This window comes from Caballeronia sp. GACF4, assembly GCF_023631025.1.
In the GTDB taxonomy this organism is placed as follows: Bacteria; Pseudomonadota; Gammaproteobacteria; order Burkholderiales; family Burkholderiaceae; genus Caballeronia.
Window position 1 is genome coordinate 317,376 of record NZ_JALQDW010000025.1, and the last position, 25,310, is coordinate 342,685.

Consider the following 25,310-nt stretch of genomic DNA (forward strand, 5'->3'; position numbering starts at 1 on the left):
ATTCATGCCGGCGTTTGTTCAAGTAATACTTCGGCTTATCGTTACGAATCTCCGGTGCTTTACCGGGGTGTAAGCGACACGTGTCATTCTAGGACACAGTTCCCCATAAAATTCTCGTTACCTAGGATCACTTATGAAATTAGCTTCGCTTATTTTGTTAACGATCGCAGACGTCTTACCGTTCGATGTCATGTCTGCCATGCAGACTCGGAACGCCTGTAGATCGAATCACTCCGCCCGTTTCGATGAAAAGCGACACCGTGCCGATGCGCGCGAGCCTGCGCATGACCGTCAGCGTGGCCCGCGCATCGCCACGCGGATTGCTTCGCTCACCGCTGCTCCGCACCCGCCCGCTGCGCGATAAGCCGGGGCAAACGCGGCAGCATATGCGGCCAATGAGTGGCTTCGTGCGCGAGCCGCGTCGCGAGACTATGGCAGCCGAACTGATCGCGCGCCAGCCGAGCGATGACCTTGCGCGCGATCTTCCACACGTCGATGTCGGGCGCAACGTCATGCGCCATGTGCTCGACCGCTTCCATCGTGCGCGACAGCAGCATCGCCCGCGACGCGATGCGCCCGTGCGCCGCGCTGTACATGTGCTCGACGGGCGCCTTGCCGATGGCATCGAATAAATGTGCCACGCCCACACCATGCCGCGTGTGCTTCGTGGAGAAACGTTCCGCCTCGCGCCGATACGTGGCCTCGACACGTACTTCGTGATGGATGGAGTGAGTGTCCGGCCGTCCGTGCTCCAGATGCACGCGCGCAGCCGCCTTGTGATCGCCCTGCAATAGCGCATCCGACACGCCGACGATGAACTCGCGTTCGTGCGCGGCGAAAAACATCGTCGGATTATCGGCTTCGAGGACGATCTGGCCGAATGTGTCGGTGTCGATGCTCACCCGTGCGCCGGCGGCATCGAGTCCGGCGTGATAGAGGCCCGCGCCGAGCGCCATTTCGAAGAACGCTTCGATGAGGGTCGCAATGAGATCGGCCTGATCCAGTCCGTGACGCGCGAGCGCTTGCGCGTCCGAAAGAGAAATGGTCGCGATGGAACGCGTGGTCAGAACGGCGTCGTTGCAAAAGTCCCAGAGCACTTCCGGCACGGCGAGCCGGTTATCGTCACGCAACCGGTAGCGCAAAAAGCTCTGGTCGGCGGCGCGCTGGCGTAGGTCGATCATTGCGTCGACGGTTTCGGTGACGCGACGCACCCATTCGGACGGATGCATGTCGCGCGCCTTGGCCGAACGGCGTTCCGCAAAACGCGCGGCGGCGAGCGCGAGATCGAGATCATACGCGAGTTCCTGGCGTGCATCCGGACGCAGGAGCGTGACGCGCACCGCCATTTCGCCGATGCGCGCCGCATGCGTCTGCTCCGCGATGCCCGAGCGCAGCGGCGCGGCGCTCACCTGCGTCAGCGCAACACCTTGCGCGCGCAGGGCGGCGGCGGACACATCGCGGAACTGCGTGGCGTCGTACGGCGTGAAAAGCCCGTCCATTTCAGTCAGCGCAACGCGCACCGCCGTTTCCGCCAGCGCCGGATGACGTGCGAGCGCGCCGGACGTCGCGTTCAGGACGCGCGGCAACTGCCGCAGCACGGGCAAGCTCGACGCGAGCGGCGCGGCACGCGCTCCATGTAGCGCGAAGAAGCGGGCGACGCGCTGCATCGAGGCACCATCCTCGCTATGGTGACTTTCCCGTATGAATGCACGGCCTAGGCGCCAAAGGGTGGCGAGTCGTCGCATGGCAGAGTCGGGCTCGCTGAGTAAGGTTTAAGTTCGCAAACGTGCAATAGACATGCCTCGGTGCAGGCTTTTGAAACGCGTTTTGTCTTCCATGTGTAACACGTTTCAGCCAGCCGTGCGTGTGCTTGGCTTTGTTGCTAGTCGCCTCGAAAGTCGATGGCCAGCTTCTTACCGTCCCGTTTTTCATGTGCTAATTTTATTTAGTACGAGGGATTCGCGAACCTCGTCGAACGCGTCGAAGCGACGGCGACATCATGAGCAGTCCGTTGGTCGAAGCCGGATCGCGCATGTTTCACCCGCTCTTTCGACAATTCGCTCCGTTGCATCGAGCGATTCGGATACTCGGATGTGTCTCATTAGATTCTTAAGCCCGATCGAGTTTAATGACACTCATCCCAAGCAAACAAGGTCAGCGATGAAAGCCCCTCAAGTCACGGTAGATGCGCAAGGCAACACGATTGTTTCCCATTCGACACCTATCAGCGAGCACTGCAAGAGCCGCGTGCGTTTGCTTGCATCGCTGGTCGAGATGATTGCCGCGCCCGGTGCCTACGAGCAATTCGCAATGTTTTCGGACGTCATGCAGCGCGATCTTCTGCATCTCATGCACTCGCTTGCGGAAGAGCAAATGCCGCTCGTCGAGGCGCTCGAAAAACACACGGCGCAGGTTTATTACGAGAAGGGCGTGAATGCGGCGCTCGAGCATCGCAGTCGTCAGCAACAAGCGGAAATCGCTGAACCGCCGCCGGTCGAATCAACGGACTACCCGCACATTTCAATGCCGGCTTTCGAAGAAGTTCGGCATTAATAAGGCAGTGTTGTCCTAGTTGCAAATGGAAGGATGGATCATTGAAGCAGTTGAGGTGGCATCGGATGTGAACCGGTACTAGCATTTTGAAGCACCGGTCGCATCCGCAGTACGCGGTAGTCGAGTAGTGTCGGAAGTAAAGCAGCAGCAGTACGAGAAGTGAGCAGTAACTGTAGCAACGCAGTACCAGTAGCATCTGAAGCACCCGCAGTATCCGCCGTACGAGAAAGTGAAGCAGTATCAGAAGCAAAGCACCACCCGTAGCAAAACGCAGTACGAGAAAGTCAGCAGTACCCGAGCCCCTGCCCTAAGCCAGCAGGGGCTTTTTTCATTTTCGCGTCCGTTTTCAGCACACCGTCACTTTGTATTATTTTGTCGGCACATGCTGCACATAAATTTCGATACGGTATCGTAATCCCTGCTAGCAACACGTTAGCAATATAAAGAACGACGAAGCCGCGTACTTCATCGAAAAATCATGCTGAGAGGCACTTTTGAGCGCCAGCAATATCATTCCCATCCGCACAAAAGACAGAGGCGCCATGCAGAACCAGGCCGAACAACCAGTCGAGCAAGCCATGTATATCCTCGGGCAGATCGGTGCCGTAATCTGTCACGACCATGGGCCGCGTCCCAACACATCCATCCTCACCAAGATGGCATCGCGTCCTGCCGAAGGTCTTTGGTTCGCGGTGGCGCGCATGGACGAGTTGTGTCCGCCGCAACGCGGTTCGAGACGCACGCTGCTTCGCTGGAAGCATGAGGAAATCGGACGTCTGAGCCGTCTGTTACCGCATCCGCTACCGGCGGATGCCTGCGCCAAAACCCAGATGCCCTTCTGGGCCGGCTATTGTCAGTACTGGGAAGACGTGCTCAAGCAGCATGTGCAGCGCGACATCGACAGACTGAGCATCGAACTCAATGGATTGCAGCGCAAGAGCGCGAACCTGTGAGTCGCCGCGAGCCTCGACAGCGTCAGGTTGCGGCCCAGGGGCAACTCGGGCACACTCGCGCGCTCGCCCGCGGCAGTCGATCACCCTTGAGGAATGCTTCCTTGCCGTGCTCGAACGGCATGCCGCGTCGCACTGCATCGGCGTGCTCAGCCCGAGTTTCAAGGTAAAGGAACAAACGATGGATGAAGTAAAGGTCACGGTCGACAATGACGGGCATCCCGTCATCGGCCATTCGGAATCGATAGAACAGCGCTGCAACCATATCGCGCAGGCCATTGCCGCGCTCGCCGATAGCGTCGCGGCCGCCGACAGTTCCACACAGCGGTCGCTCATGGCGCTTTTGCGCACGCTCACGCACGAGCAACTCGCGCTGACCGCTGCGCTCGGCGACCACGCAGGCGAGTTTTCATCCGACGAAGCGTATCGCAGGACGTACCGCCGTGCCTTCAGAAAAGGGTATAGCGCGGGATTGCAGCGGACCTTGCCGGCGCGTCAGACCGAGACCGTGGAACGGCCGATCAAATCTTCGGGCATTGCAACGAAGCGCCTGCGGCAGGACGCTCTGCGCAACACGGTTCTGGAGCATTGAAGAGGCTCATGCCTGGCGCATCGAATAATACTCATGCAGCACGGCGATCAGCCGGTCGAGTTCGGTCGGCTTGACGAAGTATCCATTGAAGCCCTTCAGCCGCGCGCGCGTTTGATCTTCCAGGCTCGTGCGGCTCGTGTGCGCAATCAGCAGCATGGCGGGATCGGCGGCGCGGATGACTTCGGCGACTTCCCAGCCATCGCCGAGCGGCATCATCAGATCGAGCAGCACCACGCCAGGACGCCACTTGCGCACGGCCGTCACGGCGTCGAGCCCAGTATGGGCGGCGCGCACGGTCAAATCGGCGTCCTCGAGCGCGAGACAAATGGCGCGTGTCGCGTTCATGTCGTCGTCGGCAATCAGCACGCGTGGTTCGCCGCTGTCGGCCGAGCGTTCAGGCATCTGCCAAACGGCTTCATCGATGAGACGGTCAAGTCGTTGCATGTCGTTGCCCTCAGGGAAGCAAGGACGAAAGCAACCCGCGTTCCCTGTTTGGAGCAATTGGCTGTCCTCAGGCAGCATATGGCTCACGGCGATTACACTCGGGGAATACCCGATGCCCATGACACCCGCCGTCAGGCGACACGTCGAGCGTTTTTTGCACCGCCGTGACGCCTTCGCTCCCGACATTGGCGCGTCGATGACGTCGCCGCACAACCCGAGGTCCACACGATGTTCGTCGTCTACTGGCTGAGCGGCACATTGAACGAGGCAACGCCCCAGGCCGAACACCGAAGGTTCGATCCCACCGCGCTCGCGGATGCGCTGCAATACGCCGAAGCACTTCGCCGCCGACAGGCGCAAGGCGAGGACATCGCGTTCGTTACTTTGTGCAGCGAGAATCCGCAGTCTGTTGGCAAAGCCGGAGTCGCCGATCCACCCGCCGATTACGCATGGAAGAAACGTCGACGCTAAGCCTTGCGCGTTACGAACGTGCGTCCTTCTGCGCCTGGGCCACGTTCGGATCGTCGTCCTGCCATCCGCCGCCCAGTGACTTATAGACCGCGATGAGATCGGTCGTCACATTCACCGTCGATTGCGCAAGCTGCTCACGGGTCTGCGCAAGCTGACGCTCCGCGTCGAGCACCGTAACGAATGCGGTGATGCCCTTGCGATAAGCATCGGTCGCGAGTTGCAGGCTGATCTCATTGGCATCGACAGTCCGCACGAGCGCCGCACGCCGGTCCTGTTCTGTGCGATACGAAACCAGCGCGTTATCCACGTCCTGCAACGCATTGAGCACGGTCTGCCGATAAGCCAGCCCCGCTTGCGCGGCCTCGGCTTTCGAAATGCGTATGTTGGCGCGCAGCGCCCCGCCTTCGAAGATCGGCAGCGAGATACTCGGCCCGACCGACCAGAACAGACTCGACCAGCGTGCGAGATAGTTCGCCTTCAACGCGCGCGTGCCGACCTGACCCGTCAGCGAGATATCCGGATACAACTGCGCGACGGCCACGCCTACCTCCGCGGTCGCGGCATGCAACTGCGCTTCGGCGCGACGGATGTCGGGGCGACGCCGCGCGAGCGTCGAGGGAAGCCCGATCGGCACCATCGGTGGAACGGGCGGCACGGCGCGCGCATCGGACAACTCGGCGTCGAGCGTACCGGGCGGACTGCCTATCAGCACGGCGAGCCCATTCAGCGCCTGTGCGATTTGCGCGTCGAGCGTCGGCAGTTGCGCCTGCAGCGTGCCGACTTGCGCACTCGCGCTTTGCACGTCCTGCTGGCTCGTCAGGCCCACGCGCGCCTGCTCGCGCGTGAGATCGAGAATTTGCTGCTCCGCGTCGATCTCGGCGAGCGTGATCTGCTTGATGGACTGTGCGCCGCGCAACTGCGCATACGTGCGCGCCACTTCCGATTCGAGCGAGACGAGCGCGTCGTTGCGGCTTTCCATCTCTGCCTCGGCCTGCGCATTGGCGGATTCCACCGAACGTCGCACGCGCCCGAAGAGATCGAGTTCCCACGATGCATCGAAGCCATCTTGATAGATCGTCGCCGGCCCGGTGGCCGAATCGAGACCCTGACGCAGCGTCGCGCCTTGCGCGCCAAGCTGATCGATCTGGTTATAGACGCCTTGCGACTGGAGGATGCCCTTGAGCCCGAGTTGCTCGCGCATCACGCTGGCGCTCGCGTTGACCTGCGGCAAACCCTGCGCCGCTGCCGACACGCTCTGTTCGCGCGCCTGCGCTATCCGCAACACGGCTTGCTGCAAGTTCAGGTTGCCCGCCGCCGCGCGGTCGATCAGCGAGTCGAGCATCGGATCGTTGAACTGCTTCCACCAGCGCGGATCAGGATCGGCAGCAGTCTGCACGACCGATGGCGCATCCGCATGCGGCACGCGCGGATCGTTCTGCGGATTCTGCGAGCGCTGCGTGTCGCTCCAGACCTCGGGGACATCGGCGCTCGGCGCCTTGTAATCGGGTCCGACAGTACACGCGCTCGTCAGCAAGGCGAGCATGAGAATGGAAAGACGCGGCTTCATCTCAATGGCCTCCCGCACCGCCAGCAGCTTTCACCGGCGAGAAGAAAAACGTGAGCGGAATGAACATGAACGAAAAGATCGCGCATGCGGCGAAGACATCGAGATAGGCGAGGATCGTCGCTTGCGAAACGAGCGTCTTGTACATTTGACCCGTGGCGGCCGTCATCGCCTGCGACATGGTCTGGCCCGTGTCCATCAGCGTGCGCGCAATGCGCTGCACCGCGTCGTTGTACGGCTGGTTGAGCGGCGTCAGATGCTCGACCATATGCGCCATGTTCGCCTGCGTGCGCTCGCGGATCATCGCGGTCGCAAGCGAGATGCCGATGGAACCCGCCACGTTGCGAAACATGGTGAAGAGCGCGGAGGCGTCGTTGTTCATCGACTTCGGCAGCGAGAGATAGGCGAGCGTCGTCACCGGCACGAACAGAAAACCGATGGCGGCCGACTGCGCGCTGCGCATCATCGTCAACGTTCTATAGTCGATGTTCGGCACCAGTCGATGCGAGTAGAGCAGCGCGACGCCCATCAGAAAGAAGCCGAAGCCGACCAGGTAACGCGTCTGCACGTAGCTCATCAGCTTGCTGACGACTGGTATCAGGAACACGATCAGCAACGCGCCCGGCGACAGCACGAGACCGGCAAGCGTGGCCGTGTAACCGAGCTGCTGCTGCGCGAGTTGCGGTATCAGCACCGCGCTGCCGTACAGCACCGACGCGAAGCCGACGATGGCCGCCGACCCCAGCGCGAAGTTGCGGTCTTTGAGCACGCGCAGATCGACCACGGGTCGCTTCGCGTACAACAGCCAGAATGTCGCACCGACGATGCCGACCGCCGCCAGCACCGCGAACGTGATGATGAAGTTCGAATGGAACCAGTCGTCGTCCTCGCCGCGATCGAGAAACACTTGCAGACAGCCGAGTCCGAGCGCGATCAGGCCAATGCCCACGCCGTCGATACCCACGTCCTTGTGGCTCTGCTTCTTTTCCCACGGCGGATCTTCGACGAACTGCATGACCGCGATGGTCGTCAGCACGCCAACCGGCACGTTGAGCAGAAAGACCCAGCGCCAGGTGAAGTTGTCGGTGATCCAGCCGCCGAGCGTCGGCCCGAGAACGGGCGCCACGACGATCGCCACCGCCGAGATCGAAAACGCGCGGCCGCGCTGCTCGGGCGGGAAGGTATCGAGAATGATCGACTGCTGGCTCGGCTGCAAACCGCCGCCGAAAAAGCCCTGCAGAATGCGGAAGATGATGAGCTGCCCGAGATTCGTCGCGATGCCGCACAGAAACGAACACACGGTAAACGCCGCGATGCAGATCAGGAAGTAGCGCTTGCGCCCGAGGATCTTCGAGAAGTAGGCGGACAGCGGCAGCACGATGCCGTTCGCGACGAGATAGGACGTGAGCGTCCACGTGGCTTCATCGTAGCTCGCGGACATGGTGCCGGAGATGTGCGGCAGCGCGACGTTGACGATGGTCGTATCGAGCACTTCCATGAATGCCGCGAGCGTCACCACGACGGCGATCAGCCACGGGTTCGACTTCGGCTTCCAGTTGCTGTGATCGTGCGCGGCGGTATCGCTCATGGCTCGGTTCTCAGTGCGTGAGCATCACGGTCGGCACGACCGACAGACCGAGCGGCAGCGACGTGCCCGGCTTCATGCCATCGTCGATGACGATTTTCACGGGCACGCGCTGCACGATCTTCACGAAGTTGCCCGTGGCGTTCTCCGCCGGGAACGCGGAGAAACGCGAGCCGCTGCCGAGTTGAACGCTGTCGACGTGACCGTGCAGGTCGAGGCCCGGATAGGCATCGACTTCGAGCTTCACCTTGTCGCCGGGACGCATGCGGTCGAGTTGCGACTCCTTGAAGTTCGCCGTGACCCAGACGCGCGTGGTGACGAGCGTGAGAATCGACGTTCCAGCTTGCAGGAAGGTGCCGTATTGCACGTTGCGCCGCGTGATCCAGCCGTCGGCGGGCGCGCGCAGTTCCGTGTACGAGAGATTCAGTTGCGCGGCTTCGACTTGCGCCTGTGCCTGACGCACTTGCTGGCGCTTCTCTTCGACGGCCGCGATCACGGTGGCTATTTGTTGCGGCACGAGGCTCGCCGTGCGCACTTGCGCACGCGCCTGCGCGACGTTCGCCGCAGCGCTTTTTTGCTGCGCGGTCGCGGTATCGATGTTTTGCTGCGACGTCGCGCGGATATCGACTGATTGCTGACGCTGATACGCCGCGCTCGCCTGCGCGAGATTCGCCCGCGCGTTCTGCTCCTGCGCCTGTGCCTGCGCGAGCTGCGCCGGATACTGCACACGCGCCACTTCGAGCTGCGTTTCCTGCGCATGCAACTGCGCCTGGACAAGCCCGAGCTGCGCGTTGGCTTGATCGAGCTGCGCCTGATAGTCGCGCGGATCGATCTTGATGAGCAGATCGTCCTTATGCACGAAGCGATTGTCGTCGATGTTCATCGTCACGACATAGCCCGATACCTTCGGCGCGATGGTCACGGCGTCGCCATCGGTGTAGGCGTCGTCGGTGCTGATCTCGTTGCGCGTCATGAACCACCAGACGAAGGCGCCGATAGCCAGCACGACCACGACGACGCCAAGGATGATCAGGGGTTTCTTGCCAGGCCCCTTCTTTTCGCCCTTGCCGTCTTTACCGTCTTTACCGTCTTTACTGTCCTCGCTTTCCTTGCTGTCTTTTTCTTTCTCGCCGTCGTCGTCGCGCTTGCGGTCGTCGTCGCGGTCGTCGTCTTGGGCTTCGGAATCGTGTTGATCTGGCATCGCCGCTCACTTGTCAGGTTGAAACCCGGACGATGCGCCGGGTGGAACCTCGGGTTCTGGACCTGCGGATGGACCACGCGCAATCGACGCCGCGTATGCGGGGCGCCGTGCGGAATCATCCGGGGGCAGGCAGCAAGCAAATCGTGTTCCGCGATGGCATTTGTCGGCCTGGCGCGAACGTGCGGGCGGGTTGGCATGAATTTGCGCTTGCCGCGTAAGTGCGACGGCCGGAAGCTTTTAAATGCGCGTTGTAGAAGTTTCCACGCCGCTCATTTGCTCCTAACTCTGTGCGCCGATCATGCGTTTCATCGAATCGAAACCCTGCAACGGAGGCCATCATGTACAAGCACATTCTCGTCGCGGTCAGCACGAGCCTCAGCGAAAGCGCCCTGACCACTGCCATCTCGCGCGCCCGCGACTGCAACGCACGCCTCACCGCGCTGCATGTGGTCGATCAGACGCCGTGGTGGGCTGTCGTCACCGCCGAGTGTAATTTCGCGGAGACCGCCGCGGTCATCGACGATCACGCGCGCGCCGTCACGCGCTATAGCGCCCGGATGATCGAGCGCGCGGGCATCGATGGCGTCGCGCGTAGCATCACGCTGCCGCCGCATGGCGTGAGCATCGGCGAGGCAATTGCCGATGTTGCAAGCGAGATCGGCGCGGACCTGATCGTTTTAGGCGGCGAAGCGGAAACCGGCTGGAGATTTGGCGAAGCGCGCATGCGCGACGTGATCTGCACGCATACGGCATGCGACGTTCTGATTGCATCGCATGGCGTGGGGCACGTGTTCGATACGGGCGAAATGCAGGCGATCGAAGCGCGCTTCACACAAGCTCACAGCGCCCCGCGCAACAACGCCGCAAGCTGAACGATGCCCATTGAAATCTGCTTTTCGCGCTTTGCATCGAGTCTTCCGATGGGCACGCTCGTCGATACCGCCACGCGCTTGCCCGCCGGCGTCATGCCGACATAAGCCGCGAAACACGCAAGCCCTTCCGTCACTTCCTCGCGTTCGAGCGCGAGACCGCTCGTGCGAATGGACGCGAGCTCGCGCAACAGCGCCGCGCGCCGCGTGATGGTGCGCGGCGTTACCGCTTCGAGACGCTCGGGCAGGCGTTCGCTGACGGCATCGTCTGTGAGACCGGCCAGCAGCGCCTTGCCGAGCGCGCAGCAATGCGCGGGCAGCCGCGAACCGAGATCCGATACGAGCCGCACCGGCCGATGCGCGTCCTCGCGCGCGACATACACGACCTGCACGCCATCCAGCACGGCAAGCTGCACGACCTCGTTATGCGTGTTGATGAACGCGCCCGCGCCCTCGCGAAACGCCGCCTGCAGCTTGTCGTGACGCACGTACGCGTTACCAAGCTCGAACAGGCCGACGCCGACCACGTAGCCATCGTCGCGCTTCTCGACCCACTGCATGCGCGCAAGCGTCTCCAGCAGCAGATAGAGCGTGCTGCGCGACAACCCGGTGGTTTCGGCGAGCGTGGCGGCGCGCACGGGCTTGGAGGCGTCGGCGAGCGTCTGAAGAATGTCGCTCGCGCGGCGCAGGGCGGGCACGTCGTAGGCTTTATCCATGTCGATGGTCGCGGTTATTACTAAATCGGAAGCGAGATTGAGACTGCGCATATTCCAACAGGTTGGATAAACATGCAACCCAATGGACACTAACGCACCTGCGGGCTACGATCGTTTTCCCTTTTCCCGTGCACGGTGATCCCACTCATGCAGCCCGTTTCCCTTTCCGCGTATCTGCCCGAAGACTTTGCCGATGCCTTGCTGATCGGCCGCGTATGGCGTCCCGCGCCGGTGAACGGCCCAGCGGTCATTGCCGTGCGCCGGGGCGAAGTGTTCGACATTACGCGCGCCGCGCCGACCACAGCCGATCTCTTCGACAATCCCGACGCCGTGAACATCGCGCGCACGGCTGAAGGCGAACGCCTCGGCACCGTGGAAGATTTGCTGCAAGCCACGCTCGATGCCGCAACCGACAGTCCACGCCTGCTCGCGCCCTGCGACGTGCAGGCGGTGAAGGCGTGCGGCGTCACCTTTGCGGTGAGCTTGCTGGAACGCGTGATCGAGGAACAGGCGGGCGGCGATGCGACGAAGGCGAAGGAAGTTCGCGAGACCATCAACAAGTTGATCGGCGCGGATCTTTCGAAGATCAAGCCCGGTTCGGAGAGCGCGGCCAAGTTGAAGGCGGAGCTGGAGCGGCGCGGCGCGTGGTCGCAATACATGGAAGTGGGCATTGGGCCGGACGCGGAAGTGTTTTCGAAGTCGCAGCCGATGTCGTCGGTGGGCTTTGGCGCGGACGTGGGGCTTTATCCGACATCGCAATGGAACAACCCGGAGCCGGAGATCGTGCTGGCGGTGAACGCGCGCGGAGAGATCGTTGGCGCCACGCTTGGCAACGACGTGAATCTGCGCGATATCGAAGGCCGTAGCGCGTTGTTGCTCGGCAAGGCGAAGGACAATAACGCTTCGTGCGCGATCGGCCCGTTCGTGCGCCTGTTCGACGAGCGCTTCACTTTGGACACGGTGCGCGGCACGACTTTGTCGCTGCGCATCGAAGGCGCGGACGACGATTTCGTGCTCGAAGGCGTGAGCCATATGAGCGAGATCAGCCGCGACCCCGCCGACCTCGTCAAGCAGACGCATGGCGCGCATCACCAATACCCAGACGGCTTCATGCTGTTCCTCGGGACGATGTTTTCGCCGATCAAGGACCGCGACACGCCGGGCGGCGGCTTTACGCATCATCTCGGCGACGTGGTGACGATTGCCACGCCGAGTCTGGGCGCACTCGTGAACACGGTGCAGCTTTCGACGGAAGTCGAGCCCTGGACGTTTGGGGTGCGCGCGTTGTATCAGAGTCTGGCGGCGCGTGGGTTGTTGGGCGGGGCGGCGGGTTGAGCGTTAGAGGATCGCCTGAACTTCAGCCTGCGCGCATGGCCCATCTGGCGACGCGCAGGTCATCGAGCGACAGCAGGCATTACGAAGACGCGCCCAGCCTCGGCGGGTGCTTCATCCCCTTCGCCACCACCTGCACCGGCGTCTCCATGTACGGCGACAAATCCCGCTGTCGCCGTTTCTCCAGTAGCGCCTTCACCGCGACATCCACGCCGAATACCGCCTGACGCGCACCGAACTGCTCGACCGTCGCAAGCAGGCGCCCGTCTTCCAGCATCGGTTGCACGGCGTTGATGTTGTTATAGCCCGTGACCAGCACGCGGCCTTTTTTCCCGGCGATGCGAATGGCATCGATCGCGCCCATCGCGAGGGTATCGTTCGCGCACAACATGCCGCGCAAGGTCGGGCGCGTGTAGAGCATCTGCAGCGCAATGGACTTGCCGCTCGCGAGACTCCAGTCGCCCGCGTCGGCGGCCGCGACGCGCACGTTCGCCGCGTTCATCGCATCCCTGAACCCGATGGCGCGCTGCTGCGCGTTGCGGTCGTTCGCCGGTCCTCCGATGATGCCGACTTCATCGCCCGCTTTCAGCTTCGAGCCGAGATAATTGCCGACGAGCCGCGCGCCCCGGCGGCTGTCCGGACCAACGAAGGGAATGGTGAACGCCGGGTCGTCGGCGTCGTCGTCGAATGCGTTGTCGATGGCGATCACGATGATGCCCGCGCGTATCGCCTTCGTGGCCGAGGGAAGCAGCGCTTTCGAGTCCGTCGGCGCGATCACGATGGCCTGGACCTTCGCATCGATCAAAGACTCGACGATTTGAATTTGCGCGGCGACGTCGTTGTCGCCCTGCGTGCCGCGCGCGATCAAATCCAGCTGCGACGCGAAATGGCGCTGGTAGTTGTTTGCGCCGTCGATCATGGACACGACGAAAGGATCGTTCACCGACTTCATCACGAGCGCGATGGTAGCGCGGCCATCGGCGGCGCGCGCATCGCGAACACGTACCAGGCCGCTCGCGCTCAGGGCGCACGCGGCAAGCAGACGGCGGCGGGCAAGGCTCGGCATCGGAATGGAGGGCGTTAGGGTCGCCCCATTGTAGCCGCAGGCGGGGAAGACGCTTGCCGAAACGCAGCGAACTACCGCGTGGCCACGTTCGACAGATGGATTGCGTTGAGCGGAGTGATGACGCGCACGGCCAGCGACCTATTGCGTGATCGCTCCCACTGCTTGAGATGCGTTGAGCGGAGTAGAGCCGCAAGCGTCCAGCGAGCTACCGCGTGATCTCGACCGGAGCGTGTCTCGCGTCGAGCTAAACGGGAACTGCAAGCGCATACCGCGCCGATTGCAAAACCGCGCGCTTCAAAGAAACGGCCATCAACCCTTCGCGCGCTTGCTCCACGCAATCGCTACGAACGCCGTGCACAGCGCTTCCATGCCCGTGGCGTCTTCATCGTCGAAGCGGCCGGGAATCGGGCTATCCACATCCCATACGCCGATCAGAGCGCCAGCGGCATCGACGAGCGGCACGACGATCTCCGAACGCGACGCCGAGTCGCACGCGATATGACCCGGAAACGCCTCGACGTCCGGCACGACCTGCGTGCGCCGGTCGCGTGCCGCCGTGCCGCACACGCCGCGTCCAAGCGCAATTCGCACGCACGCCGGCTTGCCTTGAAACGGCCCGACGACGAGCTCGGCGCCGTCGAAAAGATAAAAGCCCGCCCAGTTCAGATCAGGCAGCGAGTGAAAAACCAGCGCCGAAAAGTTCGCCGCGTTGGCGATGAAATCGCTTTCGTCCGCCAGCAGCGAGCGCACCTGTTGAAGCAGATCGTCGTACTGGGCAGTTTTACTCGCGTGGGCCGACTGAGAGATCGAAAACATGATGGCGCAACCGCAATGTCGAAAAGGTCGCCGACGATAGCACAACGCTCATCGCCACGCAGGCAAAGGCACGGACGCCCGAAACTTGGAACTGAAGGGTCTATCGCCTAGTGTGAAAGGCGCACATTTGTCGGGAGCGTTGCTTGCATTGCATGCCACGGATGGTTTTCATTCGCTGCTTAAAAGCAGGCTTGGGGAATTCCCTCTCTTTACAAGAAGGCGCCGCCGTTTTTAAATAAATCAACTTGATTTAATTAATGCCCCGCATGAGGGCGACACGAGACAACGAGCAGCGCTTCATGCGCTGACTCGACAGGAGACAGGCGCGTGAAACCAGCAAGCGGCAGAGGCAGCAACTCCGCGAACGTCCGGCGCTACAACGAACGCCTGCTGTTGCAGGCGCTGCGGCGCACCGAGCCCGCATCGAAGGCCGATCTCGCGCGTCACGCGAATCTGACGAGCACGGCGGTTGGCAGCATCATCGAATCGCTCGGCAAGGCCGGGCTCATCGAGTACACCGGACGCCGGATCGAAGGCCAGCGCGGTCAGCCGGCCGCGCTCATCCGGCTCGATCCGCGCGGCGCATTCGGTATCGGCGTGCGGCTGGACCGCACCGGCATCGAGACGGTGCTCGTCAATTTCGCGGGCGACGTGCTCGGGCGCAGCGCCATCGACATGGTGCTGCCGCATCCGTCGGTCGTGCTCGAAATCGTGCGGCGCGATGTCGAACGGATGCTCGCGCTGCTTAGCGCGTCCGAACGTGAACGGCTCGCGGGCATCGGCATCGCGCAGCCGTTCAATCTCGGCAGCTGGCTGCGCGAACTCGGCCTGCCCGCCGAAAACTTCCGCGCCTGGGACGAAACCGATTTCCCCGACGCCCTCTCGCGCGCGCTCAACCTGCCCGTCTTCAGCGAAAACGACGGCAACGCCGCCGCCACCGCCGAACTGTTCTACGGTCACGGCCGCACGTGCGACGACTTCATCTACCTGTTCCTGGGCTCGGCGATCGGCGGCGGCATTGCCATCGACGGCGATTGTCTGCGCGGCGCATCCGGCAACGCGGGCGATATCGGCGTGATTCCCGTGCCGCCAAGCCGCCTGCCCTCCGCCCCGCAACCGGCTGGGCAGTGGGACATTTTGCTGTCGCGCGCCTCGCTCAATGCGCTCGTGCGGCATCTGCACTACAGCGGCGCGGCGGCGGACAACCGCGTCGACTTGCAGGCGTGCATCGAACAACGCCTGCCCGCCGTCGACGAATGGATCGAGGACTGCATCGAAGCTCTCGCGCCCGCGTTGCGCGCAACCTTGTGCGTGCTCGACGTGCCGATGGTCGTGATCGATTCCGACATCGACGGCGGCCTGCTCGACCGGCTCGTTGCACGCCTCCGGACTACGATGACCGCCAACGCGCCCGAGGCACGCGGCACGCCCGCGCTCGTGCGCGGCACCTTCGGCCCGGATGCGGGCGCGATCGGCGCCGCCACGTTGCCCATGTTCTACAACTTCTCCCCGCGCGCCGGCTTTCGCCACGCGGGCATCAAAACGCAAGAGGTGAACCATGCCGCATGACACCGCGGACCCACGTACGTCGCTTCTGGAAATGCGCGGCATCAGCAAGACGTTTCCGGGCGTGCGCGCGCTGAACGACGTGCGTCTTTCGGTCTTTCCGGGCGAAGTGCATTCGCTGATGGGCGAAAACGGCGCGGGCAAATCCACGCTCATGAAAATCCTGTCGGGCGCGTATCAGGCCGATGCAGGCGGGCAAATTCTCATCGATGGCAAGCCGGTCGTCATCGACGGTCCGCTCGCGGCGCGTGCGCTCGGCGTCGCCGTGATTTATCAGGAACTGAGTCTCGCGCCCAATCTTTCGGTGGCCGAGAACATCTACGCGGGCCGCGAACTGCGCAAGGGCCGAGGTCCGTGGTCCGTCGTGGATCGCGCCGGCATGGAGCGCGGCTGCGTGGACGTATTGAAGCGGCTGGGCGCATCGTTCAAGCCGCATACGCTCGTCGGCGATCTTTCCATCGCGGAACGGCAGCTCGTGGAAATCGCGCGCGCCGTGCACGCCCACGCGCGCATCCTCGTGATGGACGAGCCGACCACGCCGCTCTCATCGCGCGAAACGGACCGGCTGTTCGAGCTCGTGCGCACATTGCGCGCGGAAGGCATCGCGATCATCTACATCAGTCATCGCATGGCGGAGATTTACGAGCTGTCGGATCGCGTTTCCGTGCTGCGCGACGGCAGCTACGTCGGCACGCTCAAGCGCGACGAACTCTCCGCCGAGAGCCTCGTGAAGATGATGGTGGGCCGCGACATCTCCGGCTTCTACAAGAAGGAACACGCGCCTTACGATCCCGGCAAGATCGTGCTGTCGGTGCGCGATATCGCCGACGACCGCCGCGTGCGCGGCTGCAGTCTCGAACTGCACGCGGGCGAAGTGCTCGGCATCGCGGGACTCGTCGGCGCGGGACGCACGGAACTCGCGCGCCTCATCTTCGGCGCGGAGGAACGCACGCGCGGCGACATCCTGATGCACGGCAAGCCGCTCAAGGTGCGCACGCCGCGCGATGCCATCGACGCCGGCCTCGTCTATCTCACCGAAGACCGCAAGGGTCAGGGCTTGTTTCTCGACATGAGCGTGCGCGACAACATCAACGTCGCGGTCGCCGGACGCGATTCCAAGATGGGCGTGATGGACATCGCGCACGGCAACAACCGCGCGCGCGAGGCAATCGCCGCGCTCACCATCCGCGTGCCGAACATGCGGGTGAACGCGGGCGCGTTATCGGGCGGCAATCAGCAGAAGGTGCTGCTATCGCGTCTGCTCGAAACGCGGCCGCACGTGCTGATCCTCGATGAACCGACGCGCGGTGTCGACATCGGCGCGAAGTCGGAGATTTATCGAATCATCAACGAACTGGCGCGCTCGGGCGTCGGCCTCATCGTTATTTCGAGCGAGTTGCCGGAAGTGATCGGCGTGGCCGACCGCGTGCTCGTCATGCGCGAAGGCCTGATAGCGGGCGAACTCGGCGGACATTCCGGCAAGCCGATTTCGCAGGAAGGGATCATCGAACTGGCGACGGGCTCGAAGGTCAAGCTCGATCAGGCCGCATAAAAGCACATTGGAGAGAGACATGGCTAACACCACCAAGCAGGACAACGTCGGGCCAGGCGCGGCGGAACGGCAGACGCGCATCGAACATCGCGAGCGCATGCAGGTGCTGATGCGCACCGCCGGCATGTTGCCGGTGCTGATTCTGCTGTGCATCGGCTTCGGCATCGTCACCGACGGCTTCTTCAGCCTGCAGAACATGTCGATCGTCACGCAGCAGGCGTCGATCAACATCGTGCTCGCGGCGGGCATGACCTTCGTCATTCTCACGGGCGGCATCGACTTGTCGGTCGGCTCGATCCTGTCCGCGGCGGCCGTCACCGCGCTGCTCGCGTCGAACCTGCCGCATCTCGGCTGGCTCGGCATTCCGGCCGCGCTTGCCGTCGGTCTCGGCTTCGGCGTGGTCAACGGGCTGCTGATCTCGCTGCTCAAACTGCCGCCGTTCATCGTGACGCTCGGTTCGCTCACGGCGGTGCGCGGCATTGCGCGGCTCATCGGTAACGATACGACCATCTTCAACCCGCAGCTGTCGTTCGCGTTCATCGGCAACGACACGGTGCTCGGCGTGCCGTGGCTCGTGATCATCGCGCTCGCGGTCGTCGCCATTTCGTGGTTCATTCTGCGCCGCACGGTGCTCGGCCTGCGCATCTATTCGGTCGGCGGCAATCCGGAGGCGGCGCGACTCTCGGGCATCAAGGTGTGGGGCATCCAGCTTTTCGTCTACGCGATGTCGGGACTGCTCGCCGGTCTCGGCGCGGTGATGTCGGCGGCGCGGCTCTATGCGGCGAACGGTCTGCAACTCGGCCAATCGTATGAACTCGATGCCATCGCCGCGGTCATTCTCGGCGGCACGAGTTTCGTGGGCGGCGTGGGGTCGATCGTCGGGACGCTGGTCGGGGCGCTGATCATCGCCGTGCTGTCGAATGGACTCGTGCTGCTCGGCGTGTCGGATATCTGGCAGTACATCATCAAGGGGCTCGTCATCATCGGCGCGGTGGCGCTCGACCGTTACCGCCAGCGCGGTTCGGCCCGAACCTGAAGTTTCGCTTTGAAAACACCGGGCGCATGCAGGTCCGCCTGCGCCCGTCCAACTCGAATGGACCCACTGGAGACAACAACATGCGCAAACACAACAAGCTTTTCGCCAGCGTCGCACTCGCAGTCGGTTTTTGCGCGGCGCTGCCCGCCGCGCAGGCCGCCGACAAGCAACTGAAGTCGGTCGGCATCACGGTCGGCTCGCTCGGCAATCCGTACTTCGTGACCATCTCGCGCGGCGCGGAAGCCAAGGCCAAGCAGATCAATCCGAACGTCAAGGTCACGGCGGTATCGTCGGATTACGACATGAACAAGCAGTTCACGCAGATCGACAACTTCATCTCCGCGCACGTCGACATGATCCTGCTCAACGCGGTCGATCCGAAGGCGATCGAACCCGCCGTGAAGAAGGCGAAGGCGGCGGGCATCGTGGTGGTCGCGGTCGACGTGGCCGCTGCCGGAACGGACGCCACCGTGCAGACCAACAACGTGCAGGCGGGTGAACTCGCGTGCGATTTCCTCGCGAAGAAGCTCAACGGCAAGGGCAACGTGGTGATCGAGAACGGGCCGCAGGTTTCGGCCGTGACGGATCGCGTGAAGGGTTGCAAGGCGGAACTGGCGAAGAATCCGGGCATCAAGGTGCTATCCGACGACCAGGACGCGAAGGGTTCGCGCGAAGGCGGCATGAACGCGATGCAAGGTTATCTCACGCGGTTTCCGAAGCTCGACGGCCTCTTCGCGATTAACGATCCGCAAGCCATCGGCAGCGATCTCGCGGCGAAGCAACTGCGTCGCAACAATATCGTGATCACGTCGGTGGATGGCGCGCCGGATATCGAAAACGCGCTCAAGACCGATACGCAGATTCAGGCTTCCGCGAGTCAGGACCCGTGGTCGATGGCGCAGCAGGCGGTGAGCGTCGGTTACGACTTGATGAACGGCAAGAAGCCGAGCAGCACGATGATCCTCATGCCGTCGACGCTCGTCACGCGGGAAAACGTGGCGAATTACAAGGGCTGGTCGTCGCCGCGTTGAGGTTCGACGTGACGTAGGCGCGAAAGAAGGCGGCGAATGCGTCGCCTTCTTTTTTTGGATCGACCTTGGGCTCGCTCATCTAATCGGCAACACGCGCAGCGCGCTCGTCTTGCCCGACGACGCACCCGCGCGATCCACCGCGATCAGCCGCTTGCGCGCGACATCGACGGCCACGCCGCGAGGCGCGTCGAAGTCGCTGGCGATGACCGCCGCCGTACCGCGCTTCGACACACTGCACAACGCGTGCGCGCCGCATTTCGTGTAGAGCGTGCCATCGGGCGATGCGGCCATGAGATCGGGCGCATCGACGGTGGCGAACACATTGGTGGCCTGCACCGGGCCGCCCGCCGTGCGCGCGTCCTGCAGATCGACCTTGAAGATGCGGTTCGCCGCCTGATCGCTGATGAACAGCGTGTCGCCGACGACCGCGAGGCCCACCGGCTTCTTCAGGCCGATGACGAGATCGCGCTCGGTCACGCTGCCCGGCGTCGCGCCGCGCGTGATCAGGCTAACGCCGCCCATCGACGGCGCATCGCCTTCCTTGCCGAACCAGCTCGACAAAAACGTGCCGCTGTCCAGCACGACGAGCCCGAGGCGGCGTCGCGACGGGTTTGCATCGGCGGCAAGTGCGACTTGTCCGCTCGCGGCGATGTCGAACACCGCGCTGTTCTTGCCGAAGCCGAAGCGCTCGACGAGCAGATGTCCATTCGGCGCAAACGCAATCTGACTGAGCGCGCCGCGCTCGCCTTCCTGCGCGGGAATGCGCGCGTAGAGCGAAAAGTCGGGCGATGCATCGTCGAGATTCGAGGTCATCACGATGCTGTTGGTCTTGTCGTCGGTGACGAACACCGCGCCATCCGACGCGCGCACCGCGACGCCGTTCGGCGAGCCGGAAAGCTGGACCGTCTGCGGCGCGCTGACCGAGCCTCCGCCCGAAGTGCATGCGGCGGTGACGAGCGCCAAAATCGCGATCCACGCAGGACGACGGCTCATGAAGGCTCTCCCGTTGGCCGGAAAACGATAGTTGTGAATAATGCCGCATCCATGATCATCATGCCGCGAAAGGCATGGCATCGTACAATCTGCCGTAATATATTCAGCGATACATCGCATCTGCCCGGTCATCGCCATGAATCACGCGCATTCGCTCAGCCTTTCACCTGTCGTTCAGATTGGCGGCGCGGTCGAACGTCCGCTCGTGCTCGATGTCGCCGCCTTGCGCGAGTTTGCGAGCGCGAGCATCGATCCCTTCGATCTCGTCTGCTTTTCGACCGGCCGTTATATTCGACCAGTGGAACGATATCAGGGCGTGCAGTTGCGCGTGCTGCTCGACGCCGCTGGCGTGCGCCGTCCCGGCAGCACGGATTTCAAGCGCACCGTGTTTCTCGCGCATGCGCACGATGGCTATGCGGTGACGTTTTCCTGGCATGAGCTTTTCAACACGCCCGTGGGCGAGCAAGTGATCGTGGCGTATGCGTGTGCGGATCGCGAACTCGGCGTCGAAGATGGCCTGCCGGTGCTGGTGTCCGGCGCGGATACGGTGCACGCGCCGCGCCACCTGAAGCGGCTGGTACGCGTGGATGCCCACGTGCTCGGCAGCGGCCACTCGCCATGAACGTGAACGCGGCGGCGCGCGCCCTTCTCGCCCGAGCGGCTCACGCAGCCGTGCCCGATACGGTGTTGTTCGCGCGGTTGATCGGCGCGCGCATGGAAGCCGGCGATGTATCGCTGCTCGGTCTCAACAAGCCGGAACTCGATGCCCTGACCACGCGCCATTTCACGCAGACGATCGACGGCGATCATACGCCGCCGTGGACGCCGCACCGCGTGTTCGTACACGATCTTCATGCGCTTCTGATGCGCCATGACGTGACGCTGACGCATTCTCCCGACGACGCGCATTGTCTCGCGATGATCATTGCCACGGCGTGCCTGCGTCCCGACCATTTATGGCGCGATCTCGGACTCGATGGCCGCGCCGATGTCAGCGCCATGCTCGAACGCCATTACCCCGCGCTCGCCGCGCGCAACGTCGACGAAATGCGCTGGAAGAAGTTCCTGGCGTACGAGGTGGCGAGCGCAAACGGCGTTGCGCCGACCTGCGCGCCGGGCTGTCCGGGTTGCGAGGATTACCGCTTCTGCTATCCGTTTCGCCAGTAGCGTTCGGAGGGTCTCGTTCGTGTATTCTCTCGGGCATGGCCACATCCCTCAAAACGAAACCTGCGGCGACGGCCCAAGAAACCGTCGAAGTGCGCTTTCGCATGCGCATCCGCAAAGGTGAAGCAATCGCGCTCGGGCCGGGCAAAGTGGTGCTTCTCGAAGCCGTGCGCGAACACGGTTCGATCTCGGCGGCGGCGCGTAGTCTCGGCATGTCGTATCGGCGCGCGTGGCTGCTCATCGACGAATTGAACCGCTCGCTGAAGTCGCCCGCAACCGTCTCGGAGCAAGGCGGCCAGAGCGGCGGCGGCTGCGTGTTGACGCCCGTGGGTGAACGCATCGTGCAGCTTTACCGCGATATCGAAACCGAAGCGCACGCCGCGTGCGCCGGACACATCGGCGCACTGACGAAGCTCCTCAAGTCCTAACCGTGGCGCAGGCAGAACGCCGAACGCGGCGGCGCGCTCGTGCGGCTCACGCGCTCGTCGACATCCAGCCGCGCGACGAATTCCACGAAACTCGCCACGCTCGCCGTGCGCAACGGCGCGTAGTCCACGCCGTGACGGTCGCAGACGCGCTTCAACGTGTTCATCGAATCATGGTCGATGCAGTCCACCGGAAACAGCACCACGTCCGCGTTCGGCAGCGCGGCGGCGAGCAATCCCTTGCGATCCTCGATACCGCCATCGTGCACGGTGAGCGCGCCGCCTGCCGTTTCGACGAGCGACTTCAACACGGCGTTCGAGTTCGGTCTGCCGCCCACATAGACGATGCGTTTGCCGTTCACCCAATCGAAGGCGCGCTGACGCGTGTCGGACGCTTCGGCGTTATCGAGCGTCGCGCGTTCCAGCGCCGCGCATTCCGCCTGCACGACTTTCAATAGCGCTTGTGCCTCGGCGAGCCGCGCGCGCAGCGTCTCGGCTTCGTCCTCTTCCTGCTGCGCGCGCCGTTCCGCGGCTTCGCGACGGCTCGTATGCAGCGCGAGACGGCGTTCGCCTTCCTCGGCCTTTTCGCGCAGGCGTCGCACTTCTTCCTCGAGTTCGCTCGGGTCCGTCTCCGGCTTGCGTTCGCCTTGCGCCGCCAACTCGCTCAACTGGCGCAGCGACGCGTCGCGCTCGCCGCTCACATCCAGCAGACGCGCCTGCTGCCGTTCGATCTTGTCGCGCAGCTCCGCGTTCTCTTTTTCGAGCGCCACGAGACGCCGGATATCCGCGCGATTCGCCGCGCCCACGAGATGCGAGAGCATGTGCAGCTCGCCAAACGCCGACTGCCGCACTTCGATATTCGCGTGCGGATGCGTCATCAGCGCCCAGTAGGCGGGCGGGATGTCGCCGGACTTGAGCGCATCGGACCAAAGGTCGAGGAGTGCGTCGCTGCTGCGCGCGGCATCGAAACGGCGGAGCGCGCCTGAATAACGTTCGTCGAGCGCCTTGTTGAGCGCCTTCGCGCCCGCGCCGCCCGCAATCGCCAGTTCGACCGCCGCGTGGTGAATGTCGAGATCGCTCGCGTGATGACGATCCAGGTTCGTGAACTTCGGCACCAGCTTGCGCAACTCGTTGGTGGAGAGACAAGTACCGATGATCGAGCAATGCAGATGCGAATCCAGCTCGGAGAGCCGCACGCGCTTCTTCGCGCCGCGCGCGTCGGCAGCCACGGCCGCGACTCGTTGCGGCTGCGGCTCGCAACATGCGTCGGACGTGTGCGCGTGCATGTCGATGCGAGTCGGGCGGGCAAGTGGAAACGGAGGGGCCTGCATGATCACCTCATGTTTGATCGGGCGGGAATGGTCGGTCCGCGTCTGTTTTCGCAATATACCACCGAATATAGCGAGGGCCGTCCGGCAAGCGGCAGTGCGGCGAGCGTGCCGCACACGGCGTATCCTGTGGCTTCTGCGCGGCCGGGACGGACAAAACGGATGCAAACAGATGCAAACGGAGGCAAGCGCCCCGCCCTTCGCCGCCGCACGGTTTCCATCGCACAAGCATGCTCACAAGGAGAATCTGAATGGCAAGGGTTGAAGTCAAGGTTCCGCAGCTTTCCGAATCCGTCACCGAGGCAACGCTGTTGCCCTGGAAAAAGAAAGCGGGCGACCCGGTGACGCAAGACGAAATCCTCGTCGAACTGGAAACCGACAAAGTCGTGCTGGAAGTTCCCGCGCCTTCGTCCGGTGTGCTGGGCGAGCTTCTCAAGAAGGAAGGCGATATCGTCCACGCGGATGAAATCCTCGCCGCCATCGATACGGAAGGAAAGGCCGCAGCAGCGCCGGCTCCGGCTGCCGAGAAGCCGGCCGCCGCGCCTGAAAAGCCCGCCGCCGAACAACCGGCCGCTGCCGCGGCGCCCGCGCCCGCGCCCGCGCCTCAAGCGGAATCCAGCGAGAAAGCCGACTACGACGTCATCGTGATTGGCTCCGGTCCCGGCGGCTATATCGCCGCGATCCGCGCCGCGCAACTCGGCTATTCGGTCGCGTGCGTCGAAGAGTGGATCAACCCGGCCGGCAAGCCGAAGCTCGGCGGCACGTGCCTGAACGTCGGCTGCATTCCGTCGAAGGCGCTGCTCGCATCGTCGGAAGAATTCGAGAATGCGCGACTGCATCTGGGCGATCACGGCGTGAACGTCGAGAACGTGAGTTTGGATCTGACCAAGCTGATCGGCCGCAAGGAAGCGATCGTCGAGAAGATCACGGGTGGCGTCGAGTTCCTTTTCCGCAAGAACAAGATCACCTGGCTCAAGGGCCACGGCAAGCTCGCGGGCAAGGCTGGCGGCAACTTCACTATTGAAGTGAGCGGCGGCGACAAGGACGGCAGCCATACGGCGAAATACGTGATCATCGCGACGGGGTCGAAGGCGCGTCATTTGCCGAACGTGCCCGTGGATAACCGCATCGTCTCCGACAACGAAGGCGCGCTCGCCTTCGATTCCGTGCCGAAAAAGCTCGCCGTGATCGGCGCAGGCGTGATCGGTCTGGAACTCGGTTCGGTGTGGCGGCGGCTCGGCGCGGAAGTGACCATACTCGAAGCGCTGCCGGACTTCCTAGGCTCGACCGACACCGCGCTGCAAAAGGAAGCTGCCAAGCAATTCAAGAAACAAGGCTTGACGATCCACCTCGGCGTGAAGATCGACAGCGTGAAGACGAGCGACGCGGGCGTCTCCGTGTCTTACAAGGACAAGGACGGCAACGCGGCGACGCTGGATGCGGACCGTCTGATCGTCTCCATCGGCCGCGTGCCGAATACGGCGAATCTCGGTCTCGACTCGATCGGGCTCGCCGCCGATGAGCGCGGCTTCATCCCCGTCGATGGCCATTGCGCGACCAAGGTGCCGAACGTCTATGCCATTGGCGACGTCGTGCGCGGTCCCATGCTTGCGCACAAGGCCGAGGACGAAGGCGTGCTGGTGGCGGAGATCATCAACGGTCAGAAGCCGCACATCGATTACAACTGCATTCCTTGGGTAATCTACACGCATCCGGAGATTGCATGGGTCGGTCAGACCGAGCAGGCGCTGAAGGCCGAGGGCCGCGAGTTCAAGGCCGGCCAGTTCCCGATGATGGCCAACGGCCGCGCGATGGGCATTGGTGAAACGGACGGCTTCATCAAGGTGATCGCCGATGCGAAAACCGACGAGATTCTCGGCGTGCATATCGTCTCGGCAAACGCGTCGGATCTGATTGCCGAAGCCGTGGTGGCGATGGAGTTCAAGGCGGCGTCGGAAGACATCGGCATGATCTCGCACCCGCATCCGTCGCTGTCGGAGGTGATGCGGGAAGCGGCGCTTGCGGTGAACAAGCGCGCGCTCAACATCTAAAGCCG

24 protein-coding genes and 1 pseudogene are annotated in these 25,310 nt (G+C 63.2%); 15 read left to right on the forward strand and 10 right to left on the reverse strand.

Annotated elements, in window-relative coordinates; translation table 11 throughout:
- Positions 1-329 precede the first annotated feature (329 nt).
- Positions 330-1,667 carry an AarF/UbiB family protein gene (locus tag NCR40_RS23750; RefSeq protein WP_250510829.1) on the reverse strand — a complete coding sequence of 446 codons (1,338 nt, stop codon included), beginning with the start codon at positions 1,665-1,667 and terminating at the stop codon, positions 330-332.
- A 493-nt stretch (positions 1,668-2,160) separates the two neighbouring features.
- Between NCR40_RS23750 and NCR40_RS23755 the strand changes: the two genes are divergently transcribed.
- The 3 genes from NCR40_RS23755 (at position 2,161) to NCR40_RS23765 (ending at position 4,095) form a co-directional block, all read left to right on the forward strand.
- The gene (locus NCR40_RS23755; protein ID WP_244829908.1) at positions 2,161-2,553 is read left to right on the forward strand and encodes a hypothetical protein; all 393 of its coding nucleotides are present in this window, start codon (positions 2,161-2,163) and stop codon (positions 2,551-2,553) included.
- A 542-nt stretch (positions 2,554-3,095) separates the two neighbouring features.
- Positions 3,096-3,506, forward strand: a complete 411-nt coding sequence (locus tag NCR40_RS23760; RefSeq protein WP_244829907.1) for a hypothetical protein — start codon at positions 3,096-3,098, stop codon at positions 3,504-3,506.
- Positions 3,507-3,684: 178 nt separating this feature from the next.
- Complete coding sequence (locus NCR40_RS23765) at positions 3,685-4,095, forward strand: hypothetical protein (protein WP_244829906.1); 411 nt, start codon at positions 3,685-3,687, stop codon at positions 4,093-4,095.
- A 6-nt stretch (positions 4,096-4,101) separates the two neighbouring features.
- Here the strand turns inward: NCR40_RS23765 and NCR40_RS23770 are convergent, their stop codons facing one another.
- On the reverse strand, positions 4,102-4,539 hold the full coding sequence (locus NCR40_RS23770) for a response regulator (RefSeq protein ID WP_250510830.1): 438 nt from the start codon (positions 4,537-4,539) through the stop codon (positions 4,102-4,104).
- A 228-nt stretch (positions 4,540-4,767) separates the two neighbouring features.
- On the opposite strand from NCR40_RS23770, the gene NCR40_RS23775 reads away from it, so the two are divergent.
- Positions 4,768-5,010, forward strand: a complete 243-nt coding sequence (locus NCR40_RS23775; protein WP_250510831.1) for a hypothetical protein — start codon at positions 4,768-4,770, stop codon at positions 5,008-5,010.
- A 10-nt stretch (positions 5,011-5,020) separates the two neighbouring features.
- On the opposite strand, the gene NCR40_RS23780 is transcribed toward NCR40_RS23775, so the two are convergent.
- From NCR40_RS23780 to NCR40_RS23790, 3 genes are read right to left on the reverse strand one after another with little or no spacing between them, the layout of a single operon-like run.
- Positions 5,021-6,595 (reverse strand): efflux transporter outer membrane subunit, encoded by a 1,575-nt coding sequence (locus tag NCR40_RS23780; protein ID WP_250510832.1) that lies wholly within the window; start codon positions 6,593-6,595, stop codon positions 5,021-5,023.
- Positions 6,579-8,162 (reverse strand): DHA2 family efflux MFS transporter permease subunit, encoded by a 1,584-nt coding sequence (locus NCR40_RS23785; RefSeq protein ID WP_244829902.1) that lies wholly within the window; start codon positions 8,160-8,162, stop codon positions 6,579-6,581. Before NCR40_RS23785 ends, NCR40_RS23780 begins: the two co-directional genes overlap by 17 nt.
- A 10-nt stretch (positions 8,163-8,172) precedes the next feature.
- Positions 8,173-9,360 (reverse strand): HlyD family secretion protein, encoded by a 1,188-nt coding sequence (locus NCR40_RS23790; protein ID WP_250510833.1) that lies wholly within the window; start codon positions 9,358-9,360, stop codon positions 8,173-8,175.
- 338 nt (positions 9,361-9,698) lie between these two features.
- Between NCR40_RS23790 and NCR40_RS23795 the strand changes: the two genes are divergently transcribed.
- On the forward strand, positions 9,699-10,232 hold the full coding sequence (locus NCR40_RS23795; RefSeq protein WP_250510834.1) for a universal stress protein: 534 nt from the start codon (positions 9,699-9,701) through the stop codon (positions 10,230-10,232).
- Here the strand turns inward: NCR40_RS23795 and NCR40_RS23800 are convergent.
- Positions 10,199-10,945 (reverse strand): IclR family transcriptional regulator, encoded by a 747-nt coding sequence (locus NCR40_RS23800; RefSeq protein ID WP_250510835.1) that lies wholly within the window; start codon positions 10,943-10,945, stop codon positions 10,199-10,201. The genes NCR40_RS23795 and NCR40_RS23800 overlap by 34 nt on opposite strands.
- Positions 10,946-11,092: 147 nt before the next feature.
- On the opposite strand from NCR40_RS23800, the gene NCR40_RS23805 reads away from it, so the two are divergent.
- Positions 11,093-12,280 (forward strand): fumarylacetoacetate hydrolase family protein, encoded by a 1,188-nt coding sequence (locus NCR40_RS23805; protein WP_250510836.1) that lies wholly within the window; start codon positions 11,093-11,095, stop codon positions 12,278-12,280.
- 79 nt (positions 12,281-12,359) lie between these two features.
- Here NCR40_RS23805 and NCR40_RS23810 read toward each other — a convergent pair whose 3' ends face one another.
- Both NCR40_RS23810 and msrC read right to left on the reverse strand, forming a co-directional pair.
- Positions 12,360-13,343: a substrate-binding domain-containing protein gene (locus NCR40_RS23810; RefSeq protein ID WP_250510837.1), complete on the reverse strand. Its 984-nt coding sequence runs from the start codon at positions 13,341-13,343 to the stop codon at positions 12,360-12,362.
- A gap of 309 nt (positions 13,344-13,652) precedes the next feature.
- Positions 13,653-14,159: a free L-methionine (R)-S-oxide reductase MsrC gene (gene msrC, locus NCR40_RS23815; protein WP_250510838.1), complete on the reverse strand. Its 507-nt coding sequence runs from the start codon at positions 14,157-14,159 to the stop codon at positions 13,653-13,655.
- A 327-nt stretch (positions 14,160-14,486) separates the two neighbouring features.
- Between msrC and NCR40_RS23820 the strand changes: the two genes are divergently transcribed.
- The 4 genes from NCR40_RS23820 to NCR40_RS23835 all read left to right on the forward strand — a co-directional run bounded on the left by NCR40_RS23820 (position 14,487) and on the right by NCR40_RS23835 (position 19,344).
- Positions 14,487-15,728 (forward strand): ROK family transcriptional regulator, encoded by a 1,242-nt coding sequence (locus NCR40_RS23820; RefSeq protein ID WP_250494370.1) that lies wholly within the window; start codon positions 14,487-14,489, stop codon positions 15,726-15,728.
- The gene (locus NCR40_RS23825) at positions 15,718-17,277 is read left to right on the forward strand and encodes a sugar ABC transporter ATP-binding protein (RefSeq protein ID WP_250510839.1); all 1,560 of its coding nucleotides are present in this window, start codon (positions 15,718-15,720) and stop codon (positions 17,275-17,277) included. The genes NCR40_RS23820 and NCR40_RS23825 overlap by 11 nt, the downstream gene beginning before the upstream one ends.
- A gap of 19 nt (positions 17,278-17,296) precedes the next feature.
- Positions 17,297-18,313, forward strand: a complete 1,017-nt coding sequence (locus NCR40_RS23830; RefSeq protein WP_244829893.1) for an ABC transporter permease subunit — start codon at positions 17,297-17,299, stop codon at positions 18,311-18,313.
- An 80-nt stretch (positions 18,314-18,393) separates the two neighbouring features.
- Positions 18,394-19,344: an ABC transporter substrate-binding protein gene (locus tag NCR40_RS23835; RefSeq protein WP_250468890.1), complete on the forward strand. Its 951-nt coding sequence runs from the start codon at positions 18,394-18,396 to the stop codon at positions 19,342-19,344.
- 75 nt (positions 19,345-19,419) lie between these two features.
- Here the strand turns inward: NCR40_RS23835 and NCR40_RS23840 are convergent, their stop codons facing one another.
- Entirely contained in the window at positions 19,420-20,337 is a 918-nt protein-coding gene (locus NCR40_RS23840; protein WP_250510840.1) for an NHL repeat-containing protein, read from the reverse strand.
- 136 nt (positions 20,338-20,473) lie between these two features.
- Here NCR40_RS23840 and NCR40_RS23845 point away from each other — a divergent pair, with 136 nt between their 5' ends.
- Genes NCR40_RS23845 through NCR40_RS23855 form a run of 3 tightly spaced genes read left to right on the forward strand, consistent with a single transcriptional unit; the run spans position 20,474 to position 21,929 of the window.
- Positions 20,474-20,959 carry a molybdopterin-dependent oxidoreductase gene (locus NCR40_RS23845; protein WP_250468894.1) on the forward strand — a complete coding sequence of 162 codons (486 nt, stop codon included), beginning with the start codon at positions 20,474-20,476 and terminating at the stop codon, positions 20,957-20,959.
- Complete coding sequence (locus NCR40_RS23850) at positions 20,956-21,504, forward strand: nitrogen fixation protein NifQ (protein ID WP_250510841.1); 549 nt, start codon at positions 20,956-20,958, stop codon at positions 21,502-21,504. The genes NCR40_RS23845 and NCR40_RS23850 overlap by 4 nt, the downstream gene beginning before the upstream one ends.
- A gap of 35 nt (positions 21,505-21,539) precedes the next feature.
- A complete protein-coding gene (locus NCR40_RS23855) occupies positions 21,540-21,929 on the forward strand; it encodes a winged helix-turn-helix domain-containing protein (RefSeq protein ID WP_250510842.1) in 390 nt (129 codons plus the stop codon).
- On the opposite strand, the gene NCR40_RS23860 is transcribed toward NCR40_RS23855, so the two are convergent.
- Positions 21,926-23,257 carry a DUF2325 domain-containing protein gene (locus tag NCR40_RS23860; RefSeq protein ID WP_250510843.1) on the reverse strand — a complete coding sequence of 444 codons (1,332 nt, stop codon included), beginning with the start codon at positions 23,255-23,257 and terminating at the stop codon, positions 21,926-21,928. The genes NCR40_RS23855 and NCR40_RS23860 overlap by 4 nt on opposite strands.
- A 248-nt stretch (positions 23,258-23,505) precedes the next feature.
- Here NCR40_RS23860 and NCR40_RS23865 point away from each other — a divergent pair.
- Positions 23,506-23,724, forward strand: a pseudogene (locus NCR40_RS23865) (biotin/lipoyl-containing protein); the annotation flags it as partial.
- A 171-nt stretch (positions 23,725-23,895) separates the two neighbouring features.
- Positions 23,896-25,305, forward strand: coding sequence for a dihydrolipoyl dehydrogenase (gene lpdA, locus NCR40_RS23870; protein ID WP_250510861.1), 1,410 nt, complete (start codon positions 23,896-23,898; stop codon positions 25,303-25,305).
- Positions 25,306-25,310 lie beyond the last annotated feature (5 nt).

Bases quoted from the DNA above. Each gene is read 5' to 3' on its own strand.
- NCR40_RS23750 (WP_250510829.1), bottom strand. From the start codon at position 1,667: ATGCAGCGCGTCGCCCGCTTCTTCGCGCTACATGGAGCGCGTGCCGCG.
- NCR40_RS23755 (WP_244829908.1), top strand. From the start codon at position 2,161: ATGAAAGCCCCTCAAGTCACGGTAGATGCGCAAGGCAACACGATTGTT.
- NCR40_RS23760 (WP_244829907.1), top strand. From the start codon at position 3,096: ATGCAGAACCAGGCCGAACAACCAGTCGAGCAAGCCATGTATATCCTC.
- NCR40_RS23765 (WP_244829906.1), top strand. From the start codon at position 3,685: ATGGATGAAGTAAAGGTCACGGTCGACAATGACGGGCATCCCGTCATC.
- NCR40_RS23770 (WP_250510830.1), bottom strand. From the start codon at position 4,539: ATGCAACGACTTGACCGTCTCATCGATGAAGCCGTTTGGCAGATGCCT.
- NCR40_RS23775 (WP_250510831.1), top strand. From the start codon at position 4,768: ATGTTCGTCGTCTACTGGCTGAGCGGCACATTGAACGAGGCAACGCCC.
- NCR40_RS23785 (WP_244829902.1), bottom strand. From the start codon at position 8,162: ATGAGCGATACCGCCGCGCACGATCACAGCAACTGGAAGCCGAAGTCG.
- NCR40_RS23790 (WP_250510833.1), bottom strand. From the start codon at position 9,360: ATGCCAGATCAACACGATTCCGAAGCCCAAGACGACGACCGCGACGAC.
- NCR40_RS23795 (WP_250510834.1), top strand. From the start codon at position 9,699: ATGTACAAGCACATTCTCGTCGCGGTCAGCACGAGCCTCAGCGAAAGC.
- NCR40_RS23800 (WP_250510835.1), bottom strand. From the start codon at position 10,945: ATGGATAAAGCCTACGACGTGCCCGCCCTGCGCCGCGCGAGCGACATT.
- NCR40_RS23805 (WP_250510836.1), top strand. From the start codon at position 11,093: ATGCAGCCCGTTTCCCTTTCCGCGTATCTGCCCGAAGACTTTGCCGAT.
- NCR40_RS23810 (WP_250510837.1), bottom strand. From the start codon at position 13,343: ATGCCGAGCCTTGCCCGCCGCCGTCTGCTTGCCGCGTGCGCCCTGAGC.
- msrC (WP_250510838.1), bottom strand. From the start codon at position 14,159: ATGTTTTCGATCTCTCAGTCGGCCCACGCGAGTAAAACTGCCCAGTAC.
- NCR40_RS23825 (WP_250510839.1), top strand. From the start codon at position 15,718: ATGCCGCATGACACCGCGGACCCACGTACGTCGCTTCTGGAAATGCGC.
- NCR40_RS23830 (WP_244829893.1), top strand. From the start codon at position 17,297: ATGGCTAACACCACCAAGCAGGACAACGTCGGGCCAGGCGCGGCGGAA.
- NCR40_RS23835 (WP_250468890.1), top strand. From the start codon at position 18,394: ATGCGCAAACACAACAAGCTTTTCGCCAGCGTCGCACTCGCAGTCGGT.
- NCR40_RS23840 (WP_250510840.1), bottom strand. From the start codon at position 20,337: ATGAGCCGTCGTCCTGCGTGGATCGCGATTTTGGCGCTCGTCACCGCC.
- NCR40_RS23845 (WP_250468894.1), top strand. From the start codon at position 20,474: ATGAATCACGCGCATTCGCTCAGCCTTTCACCTGTCGTTCAGATTGGC.
- NCR40_RS23850 (WP_250510841.1), top strand. From the start codon at position 20,956: ATGAACGTGAACGCGGCGGCGCGCGCCCTTCTCGCCCGAGCGGCTCAC.
- NCR40_RS23855 (WP_250510842.1), top strand. From the start codon at position 21,540: ATGGCCACATCCCTCAAAACGAAACCTGCGGCGACGGCCCAAGAAACC.
- NCR40_RS23860 (WP_250510843.1), bottom strand. From the start codon at position 23,257: ATGCAGGCCCCTCCGTTTCCACTTGCCCGCCCGACTCGCATCGACATG.